Here is a 16,562-nt window from a genome sequence, read left to right as displayed (position 1 = left end):
CACTGCGAAGCAAAAGCTCAACCGATTCTCGTTTGAACTCAGCAGTATATTGCCTGCGTATAGTTTCTGTTACCATCTTGACTACCTCCTCGGACAATGTATGTCTTCTCGCTCTGTCCACTAAAATGTAGCAACTTCAGATCGCGTCGTCGGCCTTTGGCCTTCTCGCGAAGACATGTAGGATCAAGCTCTGGGTGAAGCGGATGGTCCGAGATCGCTTCGTCGGCCTTTGGCCTTCTCGCGAAGACATGTAGGATCGAGCCCCGTGTATTATTATGGGCGCAGCCTGGCAATCCCCAACCCCGGGATAACGGACCCCCTATTCCAGCCTTCGCGCCCTTCGCGTTCTCTGCGGCTAGCATTTTTCAACCCCTTAACAATGACCTGACCCCCCGCCTCTCAACTCATCAACTCAAAAACTCAAAAACGTCTCACCGCTAATTTCTAACTATCAACCCTTTTAAATTTGGTCACTCCGAATATATTTACATTACGTTTAATAAGTCGGGGAAGTAATATCTACATCAGCAAGAGATTAAAAATATTTCAAGTATCGGGTGAATTACATTGGTTGTAAAGTAATTGTTACCTCAAGCGCCCTGTTCTCAAACTCAAACAGAATTATGGAGGTTGTCGTGTTTAAGAAAACAAATCTTATCCTGTTGGTAGCTGCTTTTGCCATTTTGATTATGGGGTGCGAAAAAAAGGAAGTGTCAGTCGAACCACCTAAAGCAATCCCTACAGTATGTATCTGGGATGAAGGTGTCCTGAGATCAGAACCTACATTGAATTCAGATGTGGTATCAAATATGGCGCTTGGAGAAAAAGTGATCTGGTTGGGCGGTTCATCAACTGACACGTTAAAAAACATTACCTTTCTCAATATAAAACTATCTGACGGCACGACGGGCTGGGCATCAAATAGTCTATTGGCCACGGACGCCTTTCCTGCAGTATCCGTTATAAAAGAATCCATTTATCGTCGACCAGATTTGGTAACAGAAACGAAGGATGTCTTCGAACCCATGGAGATTTTGGCCGTCACCAAGGTAGCTGGTGACTGGATTGAGGTTGTGGGAGAGAAAAATCAGAACGCTGGCTGGATCCATGCAAAAAATGTTTCCAAAACAGACGCAGATGTGGCCGTTGCCCTCCTGGCTAAAAAAGCCCTGGCTGAAAAAAAGCTAGCCACAAAAATAGAAAAGATCGAATTTATTCTTGGTAATGCTGCCTTTTCAAAATCTGTTTTTATAAAAGATCTGGAACAGATGCACCAAGAGTTGACCACTCCAGAACCGGAAGTTGTGGAAGAAACTTCTGGCTCTTAACCACAGATATTCAAAGACAAGAATCTACCAAACGATAATGATACAGAACGGGGCTCAATTTTTTAAGCCCCGTTTTGTGTAAAAGGAAACAAGCAGAATGGGCATCGGTCTGGACGATCAGCCCAGGCCAATTTTTAAAGGAAAAAAAGCTGTGAAACTAAATCGAATTCTCACCAATTGCCTGATGCTGTTAATTTTTGGATCACCCTCCTTAGCCTATAAGCCTGCCAGCACCAACCTGGTAGACACAGGCTGGGAGCAAATTTCCTCCAATAATCTTGATGCCGCTGAGAAATCATTTTTAAAGGCCATTAAAAAAGATAAAACCAACCCCAGACCCTATCTGGCACTGTCCTTTTTATTGCAACTCTCTGAAAGAAATGAAGAGGCCTGGGATCATTATGAAACCGCATTAACCCATCTCGAGGACCCCAACCCCTATATCTTTGCATCCTTCTATACCAAGAGAGGACTGCTGGTTATCGATCCTGCAGAAGATCGAGGACTCTCCAAGCTCATTCCCGGGCTGGCGGAAGGCGCAGATGACCTGGGCATCATGAAAGCCGGAGCCATCAGCCGTATGGGACGCTATCTGGAAGAGTATGGGGATCACGATGTGGCCACGCAGCACTATGCCAAGCTGGGGGCCATTACCCAATGGTCACTTATTGGTCCCTTTGAAAACATTTCAGCTTCTGGCTTTGAGAAGGTCTTTCAACCGGAGCTGGAGTTCAAATTCAAAAAGAAGTATACTGGCAAAAGGGGTGTACCCGCCCAATGGTTTCATATTAGCAACCTCCGTCACGATAACTGGGTTGATCTCACCCATTATTTTGGTAGCAAAGACGCGATTTACTACGGCAATACATTTGTTTACTCACCGGAAAAGCAGGTGGTGCATGTTCGTGTGGGCACCTCAGGATCTGTGAAAACCATTCTAAACGATGAAGAGATTATCTCCGTTTTTGAAGAGAGAAATAACGACCTCGACACCTACATCGTTGAAACAGAATTACAAAAAGGTTGGAATCGACTTCTCATCAAGTGTGGCTATTCCGAAATCACCCAGTGCAATTTTCTGGTCCGCATTACCGATAAAAGAGGTGACGCTCTCACCGATCTGCAGTATGAGACCAAACCTAAAAAATACCCGTCAAAACCCGGAGCCCCCCTGAAAAGCATCCGTAATTTTGCAGAGGTTTATTTTGAGAACCTGATTGAGGCCAACCCCACCCATATTGAAAATTATCTTCTTCTGGCAGACTGCTACCTGAGAAATGATAAAGCCATTAAAGCCGAGCTGACCCTGCGCAGAGCCGCAGACTATATGCCTGAGGCCATCATTGTCGACAATTCTCTCTATGAGGCTTATCTGAGGGGTGAGAAGTATGACAACATGGCCTCAACCGTGGCCAAGATCTATGACCTCTACCCAGAGATCCCCATGATTCTCAATCAAAAATATTCTGATTATATCGATGCCGAGAATGTGGATCAAGCAGCCGAAATCATGCGTCGCTATGTGGGGTTGCGGCCCAAGGCATCAGACTCCTATCTCATGCAGATGAACCTGGCCTTCACCAGGGGACAGGTTGAAGAAGCTCTGGCATTTTTGAAACAGGGTTATGAAGAGCATCCCCTGGATTGGAGCATGGTTTACCTCTCAGCCGTGTTTTCAATGAGAACCACTCAGCAGTATGATGGCGCTATTGATATCTATAATAAGTTCCTGACTGAGCGACGTACCACAGATGCCTATCTCCAGCTCGCCGACATCTATCTCCAGTCATCAGATGTGGAAAACTATGAAGCCACCCTCAATAAATTGCTGGCAAGAGAACCCAGCGCATCAGGGGTTTACTATAAACTGGCCACTTCCTTTCTGCAGCTTCAGGATTATGAGAAGGCCTTGAATTACATGAACCACGGTCTTGAAATTAGCCCTAACACCTCTGGTTTCTGGTCCACACAGGCAGAGATCCACCAGGGCGCCGGCAAAAAGTCTGATGCCATCAAAGCCTATAAAAATGCACTTACCTATTCAGCCACAGATTATGAGGCCAGATCTCATTTGAGAGAGCTGGAAGGCAAACAATCCGTCTTTGCTAATTTTGCCACAGTAGATATCGATGCCATGCTAAAAGCCAGCCCGGGAGCTGATGAATATCCCAATGATGACGCTGTCTATCTGGTAGACAACAAACGTCGGGTGGTCTATGAGGAAGGTGCTTCTGAAGCTCAAAATGAAGTACTGCTCAAGGTATTTAACATGGATGGTATTGATCGCTTTAAAGAATATAACCTGGCCTACAACAGCTATTCAGAGGTCCTTATTATTGAAAAGGCTGTGGTTCTGAAAGCCGATGGAACTGAGATCAAGGCTGATGAAAATAATGGCAAGGTTGTCTTTAAATCGCTGGTGCCCAACGATCACATCTACATCAAATGGCGGGTTCAGAATTACAACCAGGGTCGACTGTCTCAACATCTCTGGGAAGAGGTTCATTTCAACTTCTTTTTCCCGGTGAAAGAGCGCAAATATTCCCTGCTGATTCCCAAGGGATATTCCATTCAAACCAAAACTCAGTTTATGCCAGATGAAGCTGAAATCACCAAGACCAAAGATGGCATGCTCCATGAATGGGTCCTCTATGATCAACCTGCAGTGGAGTCTGAGTACAACACCAAGAATCTGGATGATTATGGCAAGATGCTGTTTATTTCAACCATTCCGGACTGGGAGTATCTGGTTGACTGGTATCTGGATCTGGCCAAAACCAAGACCCGCAGCAGCTATGAAGTTCAAGAAGTCGTCGCCGAATTGCTGGCGGGAAAAGCAGATCTCACCGAGATGGAAAAAATCGAGTTGATCTATAATTACATTACTGAAAACATCAGATACAGCAGCGTGTCCTTCAGGCAATCCGGTCTGATTCCCCAGAAAGCCAGAGACGTTCTGGTTCAGAGAATCGGTGATTGTAAGGATGTGGCCACCCTGTGTATTTCCATGTTGAAGGAAGCCGGGATTCCTGCCCACTATGTGCTGGTGAACACCTTTAAAGAAGGCTTGAATAAAGACATCCTGCCTGCCATCGAGTTCAATCACGCCATTGCCGGCGTAGAAACCGCTGGGGGTGTGCTGTATATGGATTTGACGGCTCAGAATTATCCCATCCATTCCGTACCTGCTGGGGACAGAAATGCCTTTGCATTGAGTATTATTCCGGGAACAAAAGCACCCCATTATCTTACGCCGGACTATTTTTCACCCCGCCTGACCAAACGCGTTTCCAAGGTAACTCTCAGCGAGGACAATTCAGCTATCATCGAAAGAAACACTGTAAAATCGGGGTCTGCCGGTGCGTCCTTCAGAAATACATACCGCTTTATGGGTGATAAAGATCGTCTCGACGAATTGGCTGAAGACCTGTCCAAAGATTATCCCAATCTGGTTATGAATGCCTTCAGCATTGAAGATGTTCACACGGTGGGGCAGAAGCTTGAATTCTTCTATAGCTTTTCTGTACCCCACTATCTGGTTGATGCCAGCAGCATGAAACTCTTAAAAATTCCCTGGACAGACAATCTGGTTTCCCGTCGCTCCTTATCTACAGAAGACCGGGAGTATGATTATCTCTACCGGGTATCTCAGGATACAGTCTGGGAAGAAATTGGCATCATACTGCCTGCTGGTTTTGAGCCTCTGGATTTGGAGGAAACCCTGAGCTTGAGTTCTGAGATGGCAGAGTATCAGGTGGACCTCAAATATGCTGATGGGGTTATTACTGGCCAACGTCGCGTGGTGAACAAGATGAGTGTGATTCCTCCGGATCAGTATCTTGCTTTTAAGAAGTATTATAATGAGGCGGTCCGGGCGGATGAGAGACAAATCCTCCTCCGCAAAACACCATAGAGGGTCCTCCTCGCGAAGACATGTAGGGTCAAGCCCCTTGCGTCATTGCGAGCGAATGCAATGAGCGCGGCAATCTCCGACTTCTTGGAGAACAGGTAGCCCGAGATCGCTTCGTCGGCCTTCGGCCTTCTCGCGAAGACATGTAGGGTCAAGCCCCTTGCGTCATTGCGAGCGAATGAGCATGGCAATCTCCGACCTCTTGGAAACCGGGCAATCTCCGAATTTCTGGAAAACGGATAGATTCGAGCTTTATCTCTCGTAGATTTAGCCATGACTGCTTAGGGTTTAGCCGGACATAAATCTACCAGGGAGGAACCCACATGAAGGAACCCATCATAATCACACTCATCATAGTAGGCATTATCGCATTGGTGGTGTTCATCATCATGCTTGTCCGGCATTTTGAAAAAAAACGCACGGAAGCCCTCAGGACTGCAGCTGCAGATATGACATTGGAGTTTTCACGTCTCCCAGACCCCCAGCTTTTGCCTTCATTGAGTGCCTTCCCGCTGTTTTCCCATGGACATTCTAAAAAAGCCTTCAATGTCATGAGTGGTATGGCCGATGAAATTGAAATCACTTTGTTTGATTATCGCTATACCACCGGTGCTGGTAAAAACCAGCACACCCACTATCAGACCGTGGTTCTCCTCAGGTCCAGCCTGTTGGATGTCCCGCCCTTTAGTCTGAAACCTCAGAATGTGTTTCATAAAATTGGCAAGGCCTTTGGCTATCAGGATATTGATTTTGACAGTCATCCTCTCTTCTCAGAGAAGTACCTTTTGCGCTCCACTGATGACCTGGTGGTTCGTGAGTGCTTTACTGATGATATCCTGGATTATTATGAACAGCGTCCTGGTCTCAGTACAGAGGCTGGTGGCGACCGACTGATCTTCTTCCGCGCCTCCAAGAAGGTCAAGCCAAAGGATCTGCCCCAATTCCTCAAAGACGGCTTTCACATCTACACCCTCTTCAAAAGAGCTCTATAAGATTAACTACCACCTGACATTTCGTCTGAGAAAGCCCAGAGAGTTTTTGGGATTGAAGTAAAAGAATGATGATTAACATACCCCCCAAGCTGTGGAGTTTGATCTAGCATAAAGGGAAAGCCCTCATTAGAAGTGATGCGATCTGATAAAATGAATTTATCACAACCCCTCGATACAAATCTAATCGCTCCCTGCGGCATGAACTGTGAAATATGTATGGCCCATGTCCGGGAAAAAAACAAATGCTCCGGTTGTTTAACAGCAGGGACAAATAAAGCCAAACACTGTTCCACGTGTGTCATCAGAAATTGCGAAAAGTTGAGTGAAACGGAGTCGGGATATTGTTTTGATTGTCATGACTATCCCTGTACGCGTTTGAAAAACCTGGATAAACGATATCGTAACAACTACCACATGAGTATGCTTGAAAATCTTGATAACATAAAACGAATGGGTCTTGAAAAGTTTATGATGCGGGAACGATCAAGATGGCGCTGTAAGCACTGCGGTGAACAGCTGTGTGTGCATCGACCTGTTTGCCAAAACTGCGGTGAAAGTTGGTCCGGGTTATGTTAAGTTTCATGGCCATTAAGGGGGGAGCTATGAAAAAGAAAAGAAGTGTGGGGATCTCTGTATTGATCCTGTTGGGAATCCTGGGGAGTCTCCACTCTCAGGACTTCGATTTTCAGGTAAATGGTGTTGAATCCATCTATACCATTCCAGCCGACACCCTGGTGAGGAATATCCACCTATCCCAGCATCTTAGTAACCAGTACCCCTTTCTCCATGGTCTGGATACACTGATCTTTACCTTTCAACAGCAAATTGAAGATACGGTTGAATATAAATTTGGTCCCTTCATGTATTCGGATGGGTCGCAGATATATCCCACCGTTAACTTTCTGTTTGAGGCCACCAGCTTTTCCAGCCTGGATTCAATGATAACAGGAGTCGTCATGATGGACTCTCAATTGGTTGAGGGTATTCGTTACGTAGATCTTCCCGGGGACTCACTGTCCGGCTTTCAGGTCGTGCTATCTGGGGAAGACCCCACCGGGGGAATGGCCTATATCCAGATTCCATACCTCACTGAGACCTGTTCGGACTGGCGCAATTTTCAACCCCTGCAAGTGGGTAATATATGGAACTGGGATTTCGGCTCGCCCGATTTATCAGCCACCCGGCTTGAAATTATTGATGTACATGAGGATGCCGGCCAGAAGGAATATACAGTTGCTCGCGAGCGGGTCAGTGGGTGGCCATATACGCTACTCCCGCCAGATACCTTTGCTGTGCTTACCTATGACAATGACCCTTATAAAATCTATTGGGATGGTGGAGACTATAATCATCTGATCTGTGAATTCAGACCCCTTCCAACGGAGTGGCAGCAGTATGGCATAGTTGCCGTGGTACCCGCCGCAGATGGAGCCCTTTTATATGAGTCCTCCTCAATGGGCGGGACAGATATATGGACCTGGGGAATTGGTCGGACATCAGGTGGCTGGGATGGTGGGGGCAGTCTGGATTTGTGGGGTTATCGTCTGGGTGATAGCCTCTGGGGTGATATTGACCATCTGGTAAGTGTCCGTGAAGTAAAAATCCTGCCGGAGACCCGGGCCATTTCTGCTTATCCAAACCCCTTCAACCCAAGCACATCAATTGAATACGACCTTCCAGAATTCAGTGAGGTTTCACTGATTATCTACGATATATCTGGACGAGAAGTAAATCAACTGGTTTCGATTTCTCAGTCTCCAGGCAGCTACAAAGTGAGATGGAATGGAATGGATCATAGCGGTCGAGAAGTTGCTGGGGGGATGTATTTCGCAAGGCTTCGGGCTGGCGATAATTCAAGTGTTGCTAAGATGGTCTATTTGAGATGATGAAGCTCAAGTCAAAAGGAATGCGGGAGAGATTTTTAAAGACTCTATTTGTGAACGAACCGTGGAATAAGAGCTACTTTGGACTAATTGGGGTTGCTTTCATACTCATGTTGATTCCCTTCAACCTTCAAGCACAATGGCCAACCTCTCCAGACTCATCTCTCGAGATAAGTCAAGGAATCTGGATAAACGCGATCAGTGATGGTCAGGGAGGAGCCTACATCGCAACCAGTGATTATGTTGGCAATGCAAGATGCAGCAGAGTGGACCATGGCGGAAATGTTGTTTGGGGTCCCCTGGATTTGGATGCTCAATGGGGAGCATATCTCAGTGGACACCGCTTTCCAATGATTTCACTCGCTTCAGACAGCAGCTTAATTATGTCCTATTCAGATGTATACTACTACTGGGAATCTGAATTCGAAGCAAAAATAAGAGTCCAAAAGATTTCGCCAGAGGGAGATAAATTGTGGGGAAATGGTATCATTCTAACCCCCGAAAATGCCTCAGGATCAGACAATCGTAGCGGTGTTTACAGTTATTCCATTGCTGATCACGAAGGCGGTGCTTATGTCATTTGGGGCGATAGTCGAGATGATATCGATAGAATGTGGATGCAAAAGATTAGTCCCGATGGCCAGATAGTTTGGGACAGTCTAGGTGTTTTGTTTGACATACCCGGTCGAGACATTAGATATCTCAAGGTTACTTCAGCTTCTCAGGTGTTGGTTATCTCTGCAACAAACACGATTTATGCACAATTAATGGATGATAATGGGGTCTTGCTCTTAGATACGGCTCACGATTTCAATCTCGGGAATATTGGGCGATTCCAATTGGATTCGTCGGACAACTTGTTTTTCATGAATTATCATGATAGGGTGTTCAAGACCAATCTATCTTTCGAACATCTCTGGTCAGATGCCGGTATTGTCATTTCAGATACGTCAGATTTTACTTTTCATCTATTGCCCGATGAAGATGGAGGTGCAATCATCCAATACCGAAAGGAAGACGTATCAGATAGAAATTTTAGTCAATGGATTAATGCTGATGGAAGTTTGAAGTATGGGATTACCGGAGCCTTTTCACTAATCTCGGATGGGAGTTGGTCTCCTGCGACCATGGCAGATGATAGTTCGTTTATTGTCATCCATCATGCTGGATTTTGTTCTCAAGCTCATTTTGCACAACGTCTGGACTTCCAGGGGAATGCACTTTGGGAGCATCCAGTTCGCACTACACCCAGCGACATTTATAGCCAACAAGCATCATATGCCGTGTCAGATGGTGAAGGCGGAGCCATTTATGTATATGAAGATAATTATCGTATCTTTGCAACTCAGGTTGGATATACAGGAACTTTGGGGAGTATCACCAGTATTGACGAACCGCGAAATCTACCCAAAAGACACCTTTTACTATCATTATATCCCAACCCCTTTAATCCTTCAACAACCATGGAGTACGATCTACCTGATCATTCAGAAGTATCATTGATCATCTATGACATGTCTGGTGGAGAAGTAAGTCGATTGGTTTTAAAATCACAAGCTCCAGGTAGCTACAAGGTGAGTTGGAATGGAGAGGATCATAACGGTCGAGAAGTTTCTGGGGGGATGTATTTCGCAAGGCTTCAGGCTGGCGATAATTCAAGTGTAGCCAAGATGGTTTATTTGAGATGAAGCGAGGGTAGAAATGAAATATATAATCAGCCATATTCTTCTACTTTCCGTTAGCCTTGCTCAGCTGGACGTGCGTGTCTATACGGATAAAGTTGAATATTATTATAATGAGCCAGTTGAAATATATGTTTCTGGACACAATACGACAAACGACACGCTGTTTTTAAATTGGGGGTCATCCCTGCAGTGGAATTATGCAATTGATGGTGATTTTCAATTGGCTGGTTTAGGCATTACCTCAAATCTCACGATTCTTCCCGATTCAACATATATTTGGAATATTATACATCACTGGGCAATCGAACCAGGTTATCATGAAATAGTGGGATTGGTTGATAATTACGGGATTTCCAACGACACAACCCATATCTCAGTTAGTCCACTTGCCATTGAATCTGAAACTGGGAAGCCCCAAAAAACTTCCCTGGTCCAAAATTATCCAAATCCATTCAATTCCAGCACAACCATCAAATACGATATACCAGAATACGCAGAGGTTACACTGTTCATTTATGACATTTCCGGTCGAGAAGTAAATCGACTGGTTTCCATATCTCAACCTCCAGGTAGCTACACCGTGAGTTGGAATGGAAGGGATCATAGCGATCGAGAAGTTGCTGGGGGGATGTATTTCGCAAGGCTTCAGGCAAGCGATAATTCAAGTGTAGCGAAGATGGTCTATTTGCGATGATATAGACTCACAGCCAGAAGTTATGTGCTGGGAAGCGGGTAAAAAATGAAGACGAGAGACCAACAACAAAACAGGGGTAGCAACATGAATCACAATTCCAACAGACCATTTCTTTACATCGTGCTCCTCTTCGTTTTGTTGAACGTTGTATTGGCAGAAGACAAAAAGTCAAACGCTTTAAGCAAAGCATCCACACTTGAATTCGTGATATTTGATGGAAATCAGATCCGAAATTGGGTTGGAAACAACGGTCAATTGGTTAGTCATATACCCACAGGAAGTTCGGGATTAGAATGGCCCAGAGGGACTGGCCAAACAGCTGTCTTTGCATCAGGTTTCTGGGTGGGAGGCAAAATAAATGGTGATGTCCGCACAGCTGCTGCAGAGTTTCAATCTGAATATTCTCCAGGCATCATCCCTTACGATACACAAACCCAACTACCCACAGGACAATCCTCACCAAACTCCCCCGATTATCAAGTATTCACCATACAGATGGGGGATAATTCTGATATAAGTTCTGTCGATTATAATCGGGAATATGCCACCTGGCCTGCCAGCGATGGCGCACCAGCTCATGATGGTGAATATTTTGAAGACGAGAACGATAACGGGATATGGGATGCTGATGAAAGTTTTAACGACTTTGATCTGGATGGAACTTATGATGCTCCGGATGGTGTGCTTATAACTGGTGAGGATCCCCCTGCATTTGCAGGTGAATTCATGGCATGGTACGTGGTGAATGACTGGCATCCTGAATCACATGCCAACCTCTGGAATTCACAACCCCTGGGAATTGAAGCTCAGGTTCTGCTCTACACGCTTCCTATAAACGCCATGTATGAGAATGTCCAATTCCATACCATCACACTGGTAAATAAGGGCGGACAAACTATCAATGATGCTTACTATGCTTTTTGGACTGATGCTGATGTGGGAAATGCCACTGATGATTTTGTGGGCTGTGATCCACCATCAAACCTGGGTTATTTTTATAATGGCTCCACCTCTGATCAGGATTATGGGAGTGCGCCTCCGGCCGTTGGATATACGATTCTGCAAGGCCCCATAGTGCCTTCCAGCGGTGACACCACCTTTTATGGAGGGGAAACCTACCTGGACAAAACCACCCTGGACATGACGGCGTTTAATCCTTTTACAAATGGCGACAATCTGTTTGGTGATCCTGAAATTGCAGTAGAGGCATACAATCTTATGCAGGGCTTAAGTGCCCAGGGAGAGCCACGGCATGAGTATTTGGATCAAAACCAACCCATCACAACATTTATATATCCAGGCGATCCAGAAACGGGTATCGGTTGGACTGAATATGACACATCAGTTCCAGGGGATCGTCGAAACCTCATGAGTATGGGACCATTTACAATGCCCCCCTGGGAAGACAGCAATGGAAATGGAATGGCCGATTTTGGTGAGCCTGGTGTACAGGTTATTCACGCCGCATTAGTAATTGCCAGGGGCACAAACAATCTCAATGCTATCACCGCCATGAAAACCTTCAGCAATATTGTTCGAGATGACTTTAACGAAGGATATGAACCCATCAACCCTACCGACCCTGCTGTCATTTTCAGTGGTAGTGGCTATGACCAGGAGATTGTACTTAATTGGTTCGAAGGTGCGGCTGAATATGAGGCAGCCGATTGGGGATACTTTGGATTGTTAAACTATGAATTTGAAGGTTATGAGTTATACCAGGGGGAAACAAACCAGGGTCCATGGTCCAATATCAACACCTTTGACGTGGTTAACGATGTCGGTATCATCATGGAGCAATATTTTGACCCCATTACAGGGACCATCCAGAACCGGATCGCTCACTATGGGAATAACTCCGGTTTGGAACATATAGCTTATATTGCAGAGGATGCTCTAAATGGTGGAGCTGCCCTGGTCAATGGCCAGGAGTACTACTTTTCGTTGCGCCCCTATTTCTATGACAACGGCTGGAATCCGCCCAGCATTATGGCGCCGCGCCAAATCGTAAGTGTTCAACCCAACCCAACTGGTGGAGGCTTCGCTCCCCGGGACACCTTGTCTGTCATACACACAGGATCCGCACAAGCATCGGTTACCATTGATGTGCTTGACCCCAGCCATCTCAGCGGCGAGGCTTATGAAATAGACTTTACTTATGATTCAAGCGCCCAGCATGGGGCATGGCACTTGAACAAAGAATCGGATGGATCAAGTGAAACCATTTTATCCGGTGGTGAGTCAGGCGGCCAATTCTATGTTGATGGATTCGAAGTGACTATTGCCGATATCATTTTCGGCCCCCCCCTGTTCAATAGCGGGTGGCAACAGACTGAGAATATTGAGCCGAACCAACATGCAACAATAGAGCTTCTGGCAGTATCGCCTGGTGGTGTTGACTCCCTGGCCTGGACCGATGCATCAATGACAACAATGGTGCATATGGATACCCTGTGTGGTGTCGGCTATGCCTATGATTATTTCGAACTTGAGGACAGGGGTCTTGATACCTGGTTTATTCTTCATTGGGATATATACCATGAAGTCCGCATCCAGGGATTTTCCAGTGATTTTGGGGCAGTTGGTAGTGATAGAGTGGGCGATATTCCTGGTGTGGGAGGTGGGTCAACTGACCCCGTTGCGCTCCAGGGAGATCTGGAGATTCGTTTTACAGAATCAGGACAAAATGCTTCAGTATGGGTTCGATCTGAGGGCAACGTGCCCCGACTTATATCCATACCATTTGAAGTGTGGGATGTTGAGCAAAACATGCAGCTCTGTGTGGGTATAAAAGACAATAACAATACGGGTGGCATCCAGGACACGACGCTGGATAATTGGGAGTCACGTCTCGATATTGATTGGGTGGTGGTCTTCTTTCAAGATTATGCCACCCATGGTGATTCACTCCAGGAGCTCTTTAACAATCCACATTCCGGCTGGTGTTGGCAGTTTAGCCAAAACTCCATTTTCAGCATTGGTGATGAGCTTTATTTGACATATCTGAATCCGATTATTGCAGGCACAGATGTTTACACCTGGACCACCGCTGGCTCCAGTAACGCAGATGATCCTGAGAACCCTGATGGGTTTGAGTTGAAACAGCTCAGGGTGTATCCCAATCCTTTCAATCCCAGTACCACCATTCACTATCGTATTCCCGAGCAGGCTGATGTATTCATCAGCATTTATGATCTTCTGGGTCGAGAGATCTGGAACCGGGAAATATCAGGAAGTCCAGCTGGCTACCAGAGCCTGCAGTGGAATGGTCTAAATGACAGTGGCAATCAGGCAGCCAGCGGTGTTTATCTCATCACGCTTACCACTTCGGAATTTAGACTGGTTCAGAAAGCCCTGCTCATTCGTTAGCATGGGGTGTGTACCTGGGGTAGTCACATCGCAGCCCCGAAAGACTTTGAAAAAAGATAAAAGAGAAGGACTACTGAGAGGAATAATGAAAAACATCAAACAGTTATCAGTAATTGCAATTGTGACGATCTGCACGATTGCCTGTTCAACCAACATTCCCATGAGCACATCGCTGGATGATGAGCTGGTATACGATTTGGAGGTCAATGACTCCATTCCAATTGTCTTCAAGCTTGAAAACCAGCTGACCAGCGGCTCCTTCTTCCAATATGAGAAAGGGGATGGCAACGTCTTATACCCTGTTGAAGATGAAATGGTCTACAATGAATATGTCGTCCTCACCCAGATGCTGAACGACTTCATGCGCTATCGTTTTGCCAATACCTCTGGTTCAGAGCCAGCCCAGATCGACATGGGCTTGAAATGGGTAACGATTTCATCTGAGGCCACCGAAAACGACCAGGCAACCACCCTGAACTCATTGTTGTTCATCCACGGTACCAGACTATACACCGCCGAGGTTCGGGTGGAGGTCATCATCACCCACAAGGGACATACCCATAAACGAACCATCTATGGTAGAGCCAATACCCGGGCAGAGACCTTCAAAAAAACCAAAACAGATGTAAATGCCTATAGCGCAGTGCTCAATAAGGCCAACAACAGAGTGGTCTATTTTACCAATCAGTTTCTCAGAGATGTCGGGCTTTAAATTGCCGGATAAAGAACAATGAATATCAGTTGTGTTAAAACGGCGTTTCTAATCAGCATCATTTTCATGTCTACATCCCCTGGTGCCGACAGACACAAACTGGTGGAGGCCGGAGAGACATTTCGATTGAGAAGCAATCCCGTTGTCTTTATTGGAGATGACCAGGCGATCGAGTTTCGAGTGGTGGAAATCGGAACAGATGTTGTTGTGGGCTATTATAAAAACGGTGAGAGCAAGACCTTTGATCGGGATGAGATTAGTATCATCCAGGAAATTAAACTAGACCATGTCCCCCTTGCCCTTATGGGTGCTCTGATGTTTGGAACTCTGGGATATATTGCCACCCCTGATGAGGAGGATGCCCTGGCCAAACCTGAACTTTGGGGCGCCTTATTTGGTGCACTGGGAGCGGGCATTGGTTATACGGCTGCCATCACCACCTCGGGGTTGTACACCTACTATTTCGATGGGGAGCTTTATTCAAAATATGCACTTGATCTCTGACGCTTGTGCCGAAAAGTCATAAGCCAAGAAATTTGATTAAATATGCAAGGAGAATGAGATGGATTCAAAAACACGGTTTGGAATGCTTGGCCTGACATTGTTCATTGTACTGTTTTTAATAAAGACACCCAACCGGCAGGTATACTATGAGAAATTCTCCGGGGCAATTCTTGAACAGCGCATACATGCCCTTGAGCAAAAAGTAATTTCACTTGAAGAACAGGTCGCTGATCTGGGATACAAATTAGAGAATCCAGAGACGAAGCTCATTCCGACAAATGGCATATCGTCCCAGAATTGACGCCCCATAACTTTTAAACAGGAGGGCTTTCCCCCATGATGGAATCAAACGTATTCCAGAGAACCACCACCACAGATAAAATCATTTCAGATGCCCAGTACAACCTGGCCATGGGTGCAGTCCTGTTCTGGGGCTTCTTCGTCAACTGGATCATCGTTCAGGCTGTAGACCCTGAATATCTCCGGAGTATCAATAGCCTGGTGTTTATCATCCTGTACTTTGGTTCTGCCATGTATGGCATACACCTCTTTACCAAATCCAACGATCCTGTAAAAAGTTTTATAGGTTACAATTTTGTGGTGGTGCCCTTTGGACTCATTGTCAATATGGTGGTCTCACAATACAGTCCGGACATTGTCCTGGAAGCCATACAGATAACTGGAGGAGTCACCATCATCATGATGATTCTGGGCGCCGCCTACCCCGCATTTTTCCAGAAAATAAGTGGTGCCCTCACCGGGGCCCTGATTGCTGTTATCATTGTGGAGATGTTCCAGATATTTATCCTTGGAATGCATTCGAACTGGCTGGACTGGGCTGTGGCCGCCATCTTTTGCGGATATATCGGTTATGATTGGGGCCGGGCCAATCAAATCCCCAAAACCCTGGATAATGCGGTGGACAGTGCCGCCGCCCTGTACATGGATATCATCAATCTGTTCCTGAGAGTGTTGAGAATTGTGGGGAGACGGAGATAGGATTGATATGAAACACTTCATTATAATCTTCGCCATGATTCTCGTGGGTTGTTCAGATCCTGATTCTCGTGGGTTTGATCTCAATCCGGGCCAGGCAGTCCTGACCATCGAAAATATCCAGTATGAAGCACAAGCGGTTCTGGGAACCCGAATGTTAGGGGACACAGAATATGAACAAATAACCCTGGAGGTATCAGACACCATACATATGGACATTCTCCATGAGAAATTTCAGGAAGGGGTCGTCTCGTGGACCGGCGAAACTTTTGAAGCAGAGGGTACCATGGTATTTTTAACCCACTTCAATCTCGGTGGCGGTTTTGGACCTCGATCCGGGTTTTTGATCATCTCCAAGCGAACGGAATCATCTATTTCCGGGATTTTTCAGCTTGAACTCCAGAATTTTGCCTCGAGTTGTTACAACTGTCCCGAAGACAGAATCCAGGTTGAGGGTCAATTTAACACGGGGTTGAATTAAAGACTTTT

General features: G+C 45.9%; 13 protein-coding genes. All 13 read left to right on the top strand.

The features are described 5' to 3' along the window. Nucleotides 1-635 precede the first annotated feature (635 nt). The 13 genes from ISR87_09240 to ISR87_09180 all read left to right on the top strand — a co-directional run bounded on the left by ISR87_09240 (nucleotide 636) and on the right by ISR87_09180 (nucleotide 16,554). Nucleotides 636-1,328 carry an SH3 domain-containing protein gene (locus ISR87_09240; protein ID MBL7025629.1) on the top strand — a complete coding sequence of 231 codons (693 nt, stop codon included), beginning with the start codon at nucleotides 636-638 and terminating at the stop codon, nucleotides 1,326-1,328. 151 nt (nucleotides 1,329-1,479) lie between these two features. Further along, complete coding sequence (locus ISR87_09235; GenBank protein MBL7025628.1) at nucleotides 1,480-5,241, top strand: tetratricopeptide repeat protein; 3,762 nt, start codon at nucleotides 1,480-1,482, stop codon at nucleotides 5,239-5,241. A gap of 320 nt (nucleotides 5,242-5,561) precedes the next feature. Continuing rightward, the gene (locus ISR87_09230; protein ID MBL7025627.1) at nucleotides 5,562-6,230 is read left to right on the top strand and encodes a hypothetical protein; all 669 of its coding nucleotides are present in this window, start codon (nucleotides 5,562-5,564) and stop codon (nucleotides 6,228-6,230) included. A gap of 150 nt (nucleotides 6,231-6,380) precedes the next feature. Then, nucleotides 6,381-6,806, top strand: coding sequence for a DUF3795 domain-containing protein (locus tag ISR87_09225; protein MBL7025626.1), 426 nt, complete (start codon nucleotides 6,381-6,383; stop codon nucleotides 6,804-6,806). Nucleotides 6,807-6,832: 26 nt separating this feature from the next. Further along, entirely contained in the window at nucleotides 6,833-8,116 is a 1,284-nt protein-coding gene (locus tag ISR87_09220) for a T9SS type A sorting domain-containing protein (protein ID MBL7025625.1), read from the top strand. Beyond that, the gene (locus tag ISR87_09215) at nucleotides 8,113-9,801 is read left to right on the top strand and encodes a T9SS type A sorting domain-containing protein (protein ID MBL7025624.1); all 1,689 of its coding nucleotides are present in this window, start codon (nucleotides 8,113-8,115) and stop codon (nucleotides 9,799-9,801) included. The genes ISR87_09220 and ISR87_09215 overlap by 4 nt, the downstream gene beginning before the upstream one ends. 13 nt (nucleotides 9,802-9,814) lie before the next feature. Beyond that, nucleotides 9,815-10,492: a T9SS type A sorting domain-containing protein gene (locus ISR87_09210; GenBank protein ID MBL7025623.1), complete on the top strand. Its 678-nt coding sequence runs from the start codon at nucleotides 9,815-9,817 to the stop codon at nucleotides 10,490-10,492. A gap of 84 nt (nucleotides 10,493-10,576) precedes the next feature. Beyond that, on the top strand, nucleotides 10,577-13,861 hold the full coding sequence (locus ISR87_09205) for a T9SS type A sorting domain-containing protein (protein ID MBL7025622.1): 3,285 nt from the start codon (nucleotides 10,577-10,579) through the stop codon (nucleotides 13,859-13,861). 85 nt (nucleotides 13,862-13,946) lie between these two features. Then, nucleotides 13,947-14,573, top strand: coding sequence for a hypothetical protein (locus tag ISR87_09200; protein ID MBL7025621.1), 627 nt, complete (start codon nucleotides 13,947-13,949; stop codon nucleotides 14,571-14,573). A gap of 18 nt (nucleotides 14,574-14,591) precedes the next feature. Further along, a complete protein-coding gene (locus ISR87_09195; protein MBL7025620.1) occupies nucleotides 14,592-15,077 on the top strand; it encodes a hypothetical protein in 486 nt (161 codons plus the stop codon). A gap of 58 nt (nucleotides 15,078-15,135) precedes the next feature. Beyond that, nucleotides 15,136-15,378, top strand: a complete 243-nt coding sequence (locus ISR87_09190; GenBank protein MBL7025619.1) for a hypothetical protein — start codon at nucleotides 15,136-15,138, stop codon at nucleotides 15,376-15,378. 35 nt (nucleotides 15,379-15,413) lie between these two features. Then, nucleotides 15,414-16,076, top strand: coding sequence for a US12 family protein (locus ISR87_09185; protein ID MBL7025618.1), 663 nt, complete (start codon nucleotides 15,414-15,416; stop codon nucleotides 16,074-16,076). A 7-nt stretch (nucleotides 16,077-16,083) separates the two neighbouring features. Continuing rightward, on the top strand, nucleotides 16,084-16,554 hold the full coding sequence (locus tag ISR87_09180; protein ID MBL7025617.1) for a hypothetical protein: 471 nt from the start codon (nucleotides 16,084-16,086) through the stop codon (nucleotides 16,552-16,554). The last annotated feature ends 8 nt before the right edge of the window (nucleotides 16,555-16,562 follow it).

The sequence above is a fragment of the Candidatus Neomarinimicrobiota bacterium genome, from assembly GCA_016784545.1.
GTDB lineage: Bacteria > Fidelibacterota > UBA8477 > UBA8477 > JABMPR01 > JABMPR01.
Note: the sequence above shows the minus strand (reverse complement) of the source record. Positions and strands in the feature narration are given on the sequence as shown.

Excerpts from the sequence above, each read along its gene's own strand:
- ISR87_09185 (MBL7025618.1), top strand. The coding sequence starts at position 15,414 with ATGATGGAATCAAACGTATTCCAGAGAACCACCACCACAGATAAAATC.
- ISR87_09205 (MBL7025622.1), top strand. The coding sequence starts at position 10,577 with ATGAATCACAATTCCAACAGACCATTTCTTTACATCGTGCTCCTCTTC.
- ISR87_09210 (MBL7025623.1), top strand. The coding sequence starts at position 9,815 with ATGAAATATATAATCAGCCATATTCTTCTACTTTCCGTTAGCCTTGCT.
- ISR87_09200 (MBL7025621.1), top strand. The coding sequence starts at position 13,947 with ATGAAAAACATCAAACAGTTATCAGTAATTGCAATTGTGACGATCTGC.
- ISR87_09215 (MBL7025624.1), top strand. The coding sequence starts at position 8,113 with ATGATGAAGCTCAAGTCAAAAGGAATGCGGGAGAGATTTTTAAAGACT.
- ISR87_09195 (MBL7025620.1), top strand. The coding sequence starts at position 14,592 with ATGAATATCAGTTGTGTTAAAACGGCGTTTCTAATCAGCATCATTTTC.
- ISR87_09190 (MBL7025619.1), top strand. The coding sequence starts at position 15,136 with ATGGATTCAAAAACACGGTTTGGAATGCTTGGCCTGACATTGTTCATT.
- ISR87_09220 (MBL7025625.1), top strand. The coding sequence starts at position 6,833 with ATGAAAAAGAAAAGAAGTGTGGGGATCTCTGTATTGATCCTGTTGGGA.
- ISR87_09225 (MBL7025626.1), top strand. The coding sequence starts at position 6,381 with ATGAATTTATCACAACCCCTCGATACAAATCTAATCGCTCCCTGCGGC.
- ISR87_09180 (MBL7025617.1), top strand. The coding sequence starts at position 16,084 with ATGAAACACTTCATTATAATCTTCGCCATGATTCTCGTGGGTTGTTCA.
- ISR87_09230 (MBL7025627.1), top strand. The coding sequence starts at position 5,562 with ATGAAGGAACCCATCATAATCACACTCATCATAGTAGGCATTATCGCA.